The organism is Streptomyces sp. NPDC056503 (assembly GCF_042794995.1).
Lineage (GTDB): Bacteria > Actinomycetota > Actinomycetes > Streptomycetales > Streptomycetaceae > Streptomyces.
In genome coordinates this window covers 20,143-30,014 of record NZ_JBHTST010000110.1, presented here as the reverse complement: position 1 = coordinate 30,014, position 9,872 = coordinate 20,143, and the positions used below count along the sequence as shown (strand labels likewise).

10 protein-coding genes are annotated in these 9,872 nt (G+C 72.4%); 3 read left to right on the top strand and 7 right to left on the bottom strand.

Going from position 1 to position 9,872, the window contains the following annotated elements; translation table 11 throughout:
- Positions 1–50: 50 nt before the first annotated feature.
- From ACFQ8C_RS27390 to ACFQ8C_RS27375, 4 genes are all read right to left on the bottom strand, one after another.
- Entirely contained in the window at positions 51–1,001 is a 951-nt protein-coding gene (locus ACFQ8C_RS27390) for a cytochrome c oxidase assembly protein (protein WP_383462274.1), read from the bottom strand.
- 117 nt (positions 1,002–1,118) lie between these two features.
- Entirely contained in the window at positions 1,119–2,144 is a 1,026-nt protein-coding gene (locus tag ACFQ8C_RS27385) for a 6-phosphofructokinase (RefSeq protein WP_383462272.1), read from the bottom strand.
- Positions 2,145–2,344: 200 nt separating this feature from the next.
- Positions 2,345–3,073: a type 1 glutamine amidotransferase gene (locus tag ACFQ8C_RS27380; protein WP_383462270.1), complete on the bottom strand. Its 729-nt coding sequence runs from the start codon at positions 3,071–3,073 to the stop codon at positions 2,345–2,347.
- A 31-nt stretch (positions 3,074–3,104) separates the two neighbouring features.
- A complete protein-coding gene (locus ACFQ8C_RS27375; protein ID WP_383462269.1) occupies positions 3,105–4,352 on the bottom strand; it encodes a MurT ligase domain-containing protein in 1,248 nt (415 codons plus the stop codon).
- 124 nt (positions 4,353–4,476) lie between these two features.
- On the opposite strand from ACFQ8C_RS27375, the gene def reads away from it, so the two are divergent.
- Entirely contained in the window at positions 4,477–5,037 is a 561-nt protein-coding gene (gene def, locus ACFQ8C_RS27370; RefSeq protein ID WP_383462267.1) for a peptide deformylase, read from the top strand.
- Positions 5,038–5,215: 178 nt separating this feature from the next.
- Here the strand turns inward: def and ACFQ8C_RS27365 are convergent, their stop codons facing one another.
- Positions 5,216–5,863: a TetR family transcriptional regulator gene (locus ACFQ8C_RS27365; RefSeq protein ID WP_383462265.1), complete on the bottom strand. Its 648-nt coding sequence runs from the start codon at positions 5,861–5,863 to the stop codon at positions 5,216–5,218.
- 173 nt (positions 5,864–6,036) lie between these two features.
- Here ACFQ8C_RS27365 and ACFQ8C_RS27360 point away from each other — a divergent pair, with 173 nt between their 5' ends.
- Positions 6,037–7,251 carry an acyl-CoA dehydrogenase family protein gene (locus ACFQ8C_RS27360; protein WP_383462263.1) on the top strand — a complete coding sequence of 405 codons (1,215 nt, stop codon included), beginning with the start codon at positions 6,037–6,039 and terminating at the stop codon, positions 7,249–7,251.
- 22 nt (positions 7,252–7,273) lie between these two features.
- On the opposite strand, the gene ACFQ8C_RS27355 is transcribed toward ACFQ8C_RS27360, so the two are convergent.
- Positions 7,274–7,870, bottom strand: a complete 597-nt coding sequence (locus tag ACFQ8C_RS27355) for a hypothetical protein (protein ID WP_383462261.1) — start codon at positions 7,868–7,870, stop codon at positions 7,274–7,276.
- Positions 7,871–7,988: 118 nt separating this feature from the next.
- Here ACFQ8C_RS27355 and ACFQ8C_RS27350 point away from each other — a divergent pair, with 118 nt between their 5' ends.
- Positions 7,989–9,314 (top strand): phytase, encoded by a 1,326-nt coding sequence (locus tag ACFQ8C_RS27350; protein ID WP_383462260.1) that lies wholly within the window; start codon positions 7,989–7,991, stop codon positions 9,312–9,314.
- Between the two features lie 16 nt (positions 9,315–9,330).
- On the opposite strand, the gene ACFQ8C_RS27345 is transcribed toward ACFQ8C_RS27350, so the two are convergent.
- Positions 9,331–9,834: a VOC family protein gene (locus tag ACFQ8C_RS27345; RefSeq protein ID WP_383462258.1), complete on the bottom strand. Its 504-nt coding sequence runs from the start codon at positions 9,832–9,834 to the stop codon at positions 9,331–9,333.
- Between the last annotated feature and the right edge of the window lie 38 nt (positions 9,835–9,872).

Sequence of the window (9,872 nt, the reverse complement as noted above, 5' to 3'; positions counted from 1 at the left end):
GGCCCCCGGGACCTGGCCCCGGGGGCCTTCGCGCGGAGTGGGGCGACCGCTCAGCGGCCGCGCGCCTGGAGCGAGGCCAGGTACGCGTTGTACTCCGTCAGCTCCTTGTCGCCGTCCCGGTCCGCCTGCCGGTCCTTGCGGGCCGCCTGCCGCTGTTCGGAGTGGTACCACTGGTAGACCAGCGCGATCAGGACCAGCACCGAGGGGATCTCGCTGAACGCCCAGGCGATGCCGCCCGCCGCGTTCTGGTCGGCGAGCGCGTCGATGCCGAGGGAGGCCGGCGGGTTCTTGTACGCCTCCACCATCGGCTGGGTCGCCATCATCATCGCGATGCCGAAGAAGGCGTGGAACGGCATGCCCGCGAAGAGCTCCAGCATCCGCATCACGTACCCCGGCCGGTGCGGGCCCGGGTCCACGCCCATGATCGGCCAGAAGAAGACCAGACCCACCATGAGGAAGTGGACCATCATCGCGATGTGCCCCGGCTTCGACGCCATCAGGGTGTCGAAGAGCGAGGTGAAGTAGAGGCCGTAGAGGCTGGCGATGAACATGCTGATGGTGAAGGCGGGGTGCGTGACGATCCGCGTGTACCGGCTGTGCAGCAGCTTCAGCAGCAGCTCGCGCGGGCCGAGCGAGCCGCGTCCGGCGACCGGCAGCGCCCGCAGCGCCAGCGTCACCGGCGCGCCGAGCAGCAGCAGGATCGGCGAGACCATGGAGATCACCATGTGCTGCACCATGTGCACGCTGAACATGACCATGCCGTAGTCGTTCAGCTTGGTGCACATCACCAGGGCGATGGTCAGCACGCCGGCGGTGAAGAGCACGGTCCGGGCGACCGGCCAGGCGTCGCCGCGCCGCCGCAGCCGGGCCACCGCCCACCCGTACAGAGCGAGCGCCGCGAGGCACCCGACCAGGAAGAAGAGGTCGGGAGAGAACTCCAGGCCCCGCCCCAGCGTGAACGGCGGCAGATCCGTGGTCATGCCGTGCCCGCTGTGATCCATCGCTTACTCCTGGAGCCCATTGCGCGCCGAGCCCGTTTCGCGCTTGTTGTCCGCACCAGACTAGAACCGCCCCCGGCCGCGTTCGCGACCGGGGGCGGGTGTCGTGCCGGAGGAGGCTCAGAGCACGCTCTGGGCCTCGGCGTAGCGGTCCGAGGGAACCGTCTTCAGGGTCTCCACGGCCTGGGCCAGCGGCACCATCACGATGTCGGTGCCGCGCAGCGAGGTCAGCATGCCGAACTCGCCGCGGTGCGCGGCCTCGACGGCGTGCCAGCCGAAGCGGGTGGCGAGGACGCGGTCGTACGCGGTGGGGGTGCCGCCGCGCTGGACGTGGCCGAGGATGACCGGACGGGCCTCCTTGCCGAGCCGGCGCTCCAGCTCCACGGAGAGCTGGTTGGCGACGCCGGTGAACCGCTCGTGGCCGTAGATGTCGGTGCCGGCGGTCTTGAAGTCCATCGTGCCCTCGCGCGGCTTGGCGCCCTCGGCGACGACGACGATGGCGAAGCGCTTGCCGTCCTCGAAGCGGGCGCCGACCCGGGCGGTCAGCTCGTCGATGTCGAAGGGGCGCTCCGGGACGACGACGGCGTGGGCGCCGGCGGCCATGCCCGAGTGGAGGGCTATCCAGCCGGTGTGGCGGCCCATGACCTCGACGACGAGGACGCGCTGGTGGGACTCGGCGGTGGTCTTCAGCCGGTCGAGGGCCTCGGTGGCCACGGTGACGGCGGTGTCGAAGCCGAAGGTGACGTCGGTCGACGCGATGTCGTTGTCGATCGTCTTCGGGACGCCGACGATGGGGAGGCCGGCCTCGGAGAGGAGGTTGGCGGCCTTGAGGGTGCCCTCGCCGCCGATCGGGATGATCGCGTCGAGGCCGAGGTCGGCGACGTGGCCCCTGGCCCGCTCGACCCCGTCGACGAGGTGCGCGGGCTGGACGCGGGAAGAGCCGAGGATGGTGCCGCCGCGGGCGAGGATGCCGCCCACCGCGTCGAGGTCGAGCTTCCGGTAGTCGCACTCCAGGAGGCCCTTCCACCCGTCGTGGAAGCCGATGACCTCGTCCCCGTGGTCGACGACGGCCCGGTGCACGACGGAACGGATGACGGCATTCAGACCGGGGCAGTCTCCGCCGGAGGTGAGCACACCAATGCGCATAGCCCAAAAACCTTTGCAACGTGGGCCGACTCCCGGACCACGTCGTCCGGCTGGATCCCCGCCACCCTATCGTTGCCGGGTGGCGGGGCCGAACCGGATGTCCGCAGATTGGACACCGTATTTACTTACGAATCCAATGTGCGCTAGCCCGCTCAGAAGTGCGCTTCCGCCGGGCTCCTGACGGCCTGTCGGATCTGCCGTCAGGCGGGCTGCGAGGCGGCCGCGATGCGCTCGGCGCGCAGCGCCTCGTACCACCGGTCGTCGGTCGGCGGCAGCGCGTTGACGTCGAGGGCCAGCTTCAGCATCAGGTCCGCGATCTGTGGGTTGCGGGCCATCACGGGACCGTGCATGTAGGTGCCGAAGACGGTGTCGTTGTACGCGCCCTCGGTGCCGTCGCCGGTGCCGTTGCCCTTGCCGAAGACGGTCCGCGCGAAGGGACGGGCCGTCGGGCCGAGGTGGGTGACGCCCTGGTGGTTCTCGAAGCCCGTCAGCTGGGGGAGCCCCAGATGCGGGTCGATGTCGGCGAGCACGTCGCCGACGCAGCGCTCGCCCTCGCCGCGGACCGTGGTCACGTCGAGCAGGCCGAGGCCCGGCTCGCGCGCGCCGAGGTCGTTGATGAACTCGTGGCCCAGGATCTGGTAGCCGGCGCAGACCGAGAAGATGATCGCGCCGTTGGAGGCGGCCCGGGAGAGGCCGCCGTCACGGCGCAGCCGCTCGGCCGCGAGCCGCTGCGGCCGGTCCTCGCCGCCGCCGACCAGGTAGATGTCGCCGGAGGTGGGCACGGGCTGGTCGCTGCGGACGTCCACGCGCTCGACGGACAGGCCGCGCTGGCGGGCGCGGCGCTCGACGACGAGGACGTTGCCCTGGTCGCCGTAGGTGCTGAGCAGGTCCGGGTAGACCCAGACCACGCGCAGGCTGCTGTCACTCATGCTGCTGCTCCTTCTGCGAGTCGGGGCGGGGTCAGTTGCCGACACGACGGCGGACGTCCTGGAAGGCGGTGTAGTTCGCGATCAGCTCGATCTGCCCGGGCGGGGCCATGGCGACGGCCTCGTCGAGGGTCTCGCAGACGCGGAAGTCGACACCCGCGACCTCCAGCCGGACCGCGAGGTCGAGCCGGCGGTCGCCGATCACCATGATCGGGTGGCCGGCGAGCCGCCCGTAGTCGACGTCCCACAGCCAGGAGGTGTCGGTGCCGTCGGCGCCGCGCGCGTTGACCGCGAGGATCACCGGCGTCGGCGGCTGGTCGATCAGCGAGAAGGTCTCCAGCCAGCCGGCCGGGTTCTTCGCGAGCAGCAGCCGCAGCTGCCGGTCCTGGAAGGCGACCACGTCGTAGCGGCCGGCCACGGCCTGCACCTGGTACATGCGCTCCAGGGCGACCTGCGGCGGCACGCCGAAGACCGCGGCGACGGCGGCCGAGGTGGCGGCGTTCGCCTTGTTGGCGCGGCCGGGCAGCTGGAGCCGGATCGGCCAGGCCGAGCCGTGCGGGTCGAGCACGTGGTCGCCGCTGAGCGCCCAGCTCGGGGCGGGACGGCGGAAGCCGCACTCGCCGCAGAACCAGTCGTCGCCCGGGCGCTGGAGGACACCGCCGCAGGAGGGGCACGACCAGGCGTCGTCCTTCCACTCCTGGCCGACCGCGACCCACACCACGTTGGGGGAGGAGGAGGCGGCCCACACGATCAGCGGGTCGTCGGCGTTGGCGATGACGACGGCCTTGGAGCCGTTGAGGCCCTCGCGCCACTTCTCGGCGAGCATCCGCGTCTCGGCGGCGCGGTCGAGCTGGTCGCGGGAGAGGTTGAGCAGCGCGATGGCCTTGGGGGTGGTGTCGCGTGCGACGCCGGCGAGGTACTTCTCGTCCACCTCGATCACGCCGTAGCGGGCGTCACTGCCGCCGGCGAGGGCGGAGGTGATGCCCGCGGGCATGTTGGCGCCGAGGGCGTTGGAGACCACCGGGCCGCTGGCCCGGAGCGCCTCGGCGATCAGCCGGGTCGTGGTGGTCTTGCCGTTGGTGGCGGACACGAGGACGACGTCCAGGTGCTGCGCGAGCCGTCCCAGCAGGTCGGGGTCGAGCTTGAGCGCCACCCGGCCGCCGATCACCGATCCGCTGCCACGGCCGGCCGCCCGCGACACCGCGGCGGCTGCCTTGCCCGCGGTCACGGCCAGCTTGGCACGCGGAGACAGCGGCTCTGGATTACCGGGGTGTCCTGACATCGTCCTTGATCCTCCTTGCGTCGGTCGGGGCTCAGCCTATCGAGAACCGGCCAGGAGCCCGAACCACGGCACCGTGCCGACCGTATGAAATGAGGAGGTCACGGCGGACCGTACCCTTACCGCCATGCGAAACCGTCCCATCCCCGGCAGCTCCGGCATCGTCCGGACGATGACCCTGCTCGGCGACCCCGTGCTGCACGCGTCCTGCGCCCCCGTCACCGAGTTCGGACCCGAACTCGACGGTCTGGTGGAGTCGATGTTCGCCACCATGTACGCCGCGCACGGCGTCGGCCTCGCCGCGAACCAGGTGGGCGTGGGGCTGCGGGTCTTCGTCTACGACTGCCCGGACGACGAGGACGTGCGGCACCTGGGGCACGTGGTGAACCCGCGCCTGGTCGAGGCGGACGGCGACGCGTACCGCGGCCCCGAGGGCTGCCTCTCGCTGCCGGGCCTGGAGGCGCCGGTGGCCCGTCACGACCGCGCGGTGGTGGAGGGCGTCCGCACGGACGGCACCCCGGTCCGCGTCGAGGGCACGGGTTTCTTCGCGCGCTGCCTCCTGCACGAGATGGACCACCTGGACGGCCGCGTCTACGCCGAGCGCGTCACGGGGTGGCGGAGATCACGTCTGCTCCGCGCGATCCGCAAGCAGCCGTGGGGTGGGGGAGCCTCCGCGCTGGAGGCGTGACGCGGGGCTTTCCGGTACGGCTCCGAGGGCGACCGCCCCGCCTCGCCCCGCCCGCGACGGGACGCCCCGGAACGGTCCGGGGCCGCTCCCGAACCGGATCCCGGCCGGCCCGGAGCCGTACGCCGGGGGTGTCGGGCCGCGCCCTCGACCGGGGCGGCACCGCGGTGGCTCCGAAGCGTCAGAAGCCGGGGCCGTCCGGGCGGTCGTCGGCCTCGGCGAGGCGGCCCCAGAGGAGGTCCGCCAGGGAGCGGACCAGCTCGGCGCGGGAGCAGGGGCGTTCGCCGAGCCACCAGTCGCCGGCGGCGTGCATCATGCCGACGATGCCGTGACCCCAGATCCGGGCCTGGGCCTCGGCGGCCGGCCCGAGGTCGACGCGTTCGGCGATGACCTGGCCCAGTTCCTCGCCCATGCGGCGGAGCAGCGGGGCCGAGTGGCGGCCGACGTCGAAGCCCTGCTCGGCCTGGTGGGACTCCTCGGCCGGGTGCATGAGGAAGCGGTAGACCTGTGGCATCGCCTCGATGGAGGCGAGGTAGGTGTCGAGGGTGGACTCGACCCGGCGGCGCCGGTCGGAGGGGGCGTCGAGCGCGGCCCGCAGCGAGGCGAGGAGGGCGTCGGTGTGGCGGGTGGCCAGGGCGCGGTAGAGGCCGCCCTTGTCGCCGAAGTGGCGGTAGAGGATCGGCTTGGTGATGCCGGCCTCCGCCGCGATCGCGTTCATGGAAGCCTTGGGGCCGTCGCGGAGCACCACCCGGTCCGCCGCCTCCAGCAGTTCGCGGCGCCGCTGCTCGGCGGGCTTCTGCTGGTCGGTGGTCCGGTGTGCGATGTCCATAAGCGTGTCTCCCCGCCCGTGCGATGACCTGAGGCTGTCGCAACGTAACACCCGACCGGCATGCTGTGCCGAACCGCCTGATCCGCTTCGCCCGGGAGGACCCGCAGGTTGACAGCCGTACCCGCCGGTAACAGACTGGTGTTACCGCAAGTAACGTACTGCTGGGAGGGAACATGGCCGAGTTCACGTTCGAGCTCAACGACGACCAGAAGGAAGTCCGTGACTGGCTTCACGGCTTCGCCGCGGACGTCATGCGGCCGGCCGCCGCCGAGTGGGACGAGCGTGAGGAGACCCCCTGGCCGATCATCCAGGAGGCCGCCAAGCTCGGAATCTACTCCCTCGACTTCTACGCCCAGCAGTTCTTCGACCCCACCGGCCTCGGCGTCCCGATGACCATGGAGGAGCTCTTCTGGGGCGACGCGGGCATCGCCCTCTCCATCGTCGGCACCGGCCTCGCCGCCGTCGGCGTCCTCGCCAACGGCACCGAGGAGCAGATCGGCACCTGGGTCCCGCAGATGTACGGCGACGCGAACGACGTGAAGGTCGCCGCCTTCTGCTCCTCCGAGCCCGACGCCGGCTCCGACGTCGCCTCCATGCGCACCCGGGCCGTCTACGACGAGGCCAAGGACGAGTGGGTGCTCAACGGCACCAAGACCTGGGCGACCAACGGCGGCATCGCCAACGTCCACGTCGTCGTCGCCGTCGTCGACCCGGAGCTCGGCTCCAAGGGGCACGCCTCCTTCATCGTGCCGCCGCACACCCCCGGCCTCTCCCAGGGCCAGAAGTTCCAGAAGCACGGCATCCGCGCTTCGCACACCGCCGAGGTCGTCCTGGAGGACGTGCGCGTCCCCGGCTCCTGCCTCCTCGGCGGCAAGGACAAGCTCGACGAGCGCCTCGCCCGCGCCCGCGAGAAGGCGAAGTCCGGCGGCGAGCGCGTGAAGAACGCCGCCATGGCCACCTTCGAGGCCTCCCGCCCGGCGGTCGGCGCCATGGCCGTCGGCACCGCCCGCGCCGCGTACGAGGTCGCCCTCGACTACGCGAAGACCCGCGTCCAGTTCGGCCGCCCGATCATCGAGAACCAGGGCGTCGCCTTCCAGCTCGCCGACATGGCCACCCAGATCGACGCCGCCCGTCTGCTGGTCTGGCGCGCCTCCTGGATGGCCACCGCCGGCAAGCCCTTCACGAAGGCCGAGGGCTCCATGTCGAAGCTGTACGCGAGCGAGGTCGCCAAGACCGTCACCGCCCAGGCCATCCAGATCCTCGGCGGCAACGGCTACACCCGCGAGTACCCGGTCGAGCGGATGCACCGCGACGCCGCCATCTACACCATCTTCGAGGGCACCAGCGAGATCCAGCGCATGGTGATCAGCCGCACCCTCGCGAAGTAGGCGCGCGGCGCGGCTCCCGGCCTCAGCCGAACCAGACGACCAGGCGGACGTTCTCGTCACCGTGGACGGCCGCCAGGTCGCGCATGACCGCCCAGACCGGGCCCCAGCGGTCGCCGTCCGGCGGGGCGAACATCCGGGGCGTGTACACCACCGGCCGGTAGACCGCCCCGTCCAGCCGGACCTCGCCGCCCGGCGGCCACTCGAAGGGCCACAGGTCCTCGCCGAACAGCTCCTCCGCGGCGTCCAGGACCGCGAGCGGCGTCCAGGTCACGTGGTCCAGGACCAGCTCGCCGTCCGGGTCCGGCCGCCACACGGCGATGTGGTTCCCGTCGGCGCGGTCGTTCAGCGGCGCGTCCCAGTCGACGGCCGCCACCTCGGCCCAGGTGGCGTAGGAGTGGCTGTGGTTGATCTCGTCGTCCGGCACGTCCTCCGAGGCGTCGTCCGGCACGCCCCGCGCGTCGAACAGCGGCCGCTCCACCTGGAGCCCCCCGCCGTACCCGAACAGGCACTCCCGCGCGTTTCGGTCGCGCACCGACGCGCAGTCGGGCAGCCCCTCGCGTATCTCCCAGCGGCCGTCGGCCGCCCGCACCTCGATCACGCCTTCGATGTCCGTCCCCATCCCCGTGATGCTAGCCGCGTCTTCCGTACGGCCGTCCGGAGTTCACGGCTCCGCAAGGGGTGCTCCACCCTGCCTCCGTAGTGTCTCGGCCCGTCCGAGACCGCTACCGAGGAGTACCGTGAGCGCCTCCGCCCTGACCGCCCTGACCGCCGCCCTGACCGTGGTGGCCGCGGTCCCCGCCGGCCCCCACCCCGTCCCCGTGCCCGTCACCGCCCGCGTCGAGACGCCCGCCGTCCACGACGACGAGGCCGGCGGCAACGCGAACGCGGACGACCCCGCGATCTGGGTCGACCCCACGCGGCCCGGCCGCAGCCTCGTCATCGGCACCCTCAAGGAGGGCGGGCTCGACGTCTACGGGCTCGACGGCCGCCGCGTCCAGCACGTCGCCGCCCCGCCGGCCCCCGGCGAGGACGCCGCCCCCGGGCGGTTCAACAACGTCGACCTCGTGTACGGCTTCGAGCTGAGCGGGCGCAGGACCGACCTCGCCGTCGTCAGCGACCGCGGCCGCGACCGGATCCGCGCCTACGCGATCGACCCGGCCGCCGTCGCCGCGGGCCGCGCCCCGCTGAGGGACGTCACCGCCGCCGGCGTCACCCCCGTCTTCTCCGCGACCGAGGACGAGGTCGACGAGCAGACCACCGCCTACGGCCTCACCGCCTACCGCGACGGAGACGACGCCTATGTCGTCGTCTCCCAGCGCGAGCGCGGCCGGCTGCGCCTCCTGGAGCTGGAGGACCGCGGCGGCCGGGTCGGCTACCGCACCGAGTCCACGCTCGACCTGCCGACCTCCTTCGCCCTGCCGGACGGAACCTCCTGGCGGCCCTGCGCCGACCCCGGCGAACTGCCGCAGGTCGAGGGCATGGCCGTCGACCAGGAGGAGCACGTGCTCTACGCCGCCCAGGAGGCCGTCGGCCTCTGGCGCGTCGAACTCGACGACGAGGAGTTCGAGCGGCCCGAACTCCTCGACCGGGTCCGCGAGTACGGCGTCCCGTGGACGTACGACGAGGCCGAGGAGGAGTGCGTGCTCGACACCGCCCACGACCCCGGCTTCGGCGGCGAGCACCTGAGCGCCGACGCCGAGGGCGTCACCGTCTACCACGGGGACGACGGCACCGGATACCTCCTCGCCTCCAGCCAGGGCGACGACTCCTTCGCCGTCTACACGCGCGAGGGCGACAACGCCTACCTCGGCTCCTTCGCCGTCACCGACGGCCCCGCCACCGACGGCGTACAGCACTCCGACGGCGCCGCCGTGGTGAACGTGCCGCTCGGCAGCGCCTTTCCGAAGGGGCTGCTCGTCACCCACGACGGCGAGGCCACCCCGGCCGACGGCGACCGCGAGTCCACCAACTTCAAGTTCACCCGCTGGGACGCCGTCGCCGGAGCCTTCCCCGCGCCGCTCACCGTCGACACCCGCTCCTTCGACCCGCGCGACGCCGGCTGACGCCCGACCCCGTCCGTCAGACCACGCAGAACTCGTTGCCCTCCGGGTCCTGCAGCACGATCGCGTAGTAGTCCATGCCGTGCGGCTCGTCCATCGCGTACAGCACGGTCGCGCCGAGCGCGGTCAGCCGGGCCACCTCGCCGTCGACCCGCGCCCGGCGCACCGCCAGGGGCACCCCGCGGCCGCCGCCGACCTTCAGGTCCAGGTGGACGCGGTTCTTCACCGTCTTCGGCTCCGGCACCTGCTGGAACCACACGCGCGGTCCGACCCCCGCCGGGTCGACCAGCGATTCCGGCAGGTCGTCGGCGGCGTCGCCCAGCTCCTCCTCCGGGACCCCGGTCGCCGCCCAGTACGCCCGCCAGCTCGGGTGGCCCCCGGGCGGCGGCTCCGGCACGTACCGCAGCGCCTCGGCCCAGAACGGCACCAGTCGGCGCGGATCGGCGCAGTCGATCGTCAGCTGGAGGGTCAGCGCGGGGCGCCCGCCCGCCTCGGTCCCGGTGTACTCGTCGTTCTCGTCCATGCCGCCGAGCCTCCCAGACGCCACTGACAATCGTCCGG

Bases quoted from the DNA above. Each gene is read 5' to 3' on its own strand.
- ACFQ8C_RS27355 (WP_383462261.1), bottom strand. From the start codon at position 7,870: ATGGGGACGGACATCGAAGGCGTGATCGAGGTGCGGGCGGCCGACGGC.
- ACFQ8C_RS27375 (WP_383462269.1), bottom strand. From the start codon at position 4,352: ATGTCAGGACACCCCGGTAATCCAGAGCCGCTGTCTCCGCGTGCCAAG.
- ACFQ8C_RS27360 (WP_383462263.1), top strand. From the start codon at position 6,037: ATGGCCGAGTTCACGTTCGAGCTCAACGACGACCAGAAGGAAGTCCGT.
- ACFQ8C_RS27365 (WP_383462265.1), bottom strand. From the start codon at position 5,863: ATGGACATCGCACACCGGACCACCGACCAGCAGAAGCCCGCCGAGCAG.
- ACFQ8C_RS27380 (WP_383462270.1), bottom strand. From the start codon at position 3,073: ATGAGTGACAGCAGCCTGCGCGTGGTCTGGGTCTACCCGGACCTGCTC.
- ACFQ8C_RS27385 (WP_383462272.1), bottom strand. From the start codon at position 2,144: ATGCGCATTGGTGTGCTCACCTCCGGCGGAGACTGCCCCGGTCTGAAT.
- ACFQ8C_RS27345 (WP_383462258.1), bottom strand. From the start codon at position 9,834: ATGGACGAGAACGACGAGTACACCGGGACCGAGGCGGGCGGGCGCCCC.
- ACFQ8C_RS27390 (WP_383462274.1), bottom strand. From the start codon at position 1,001: ATGGATCACAGCGGGCACGGCATGACCACGGATCTGCCGCCGTTCACG.
- def (WP_383462267.1), top strand. From the start codon at position 4,477: ATGCGAAACCGTCCCATCCCCGGCAGCTCCGGCATCGTCCGGACGATG.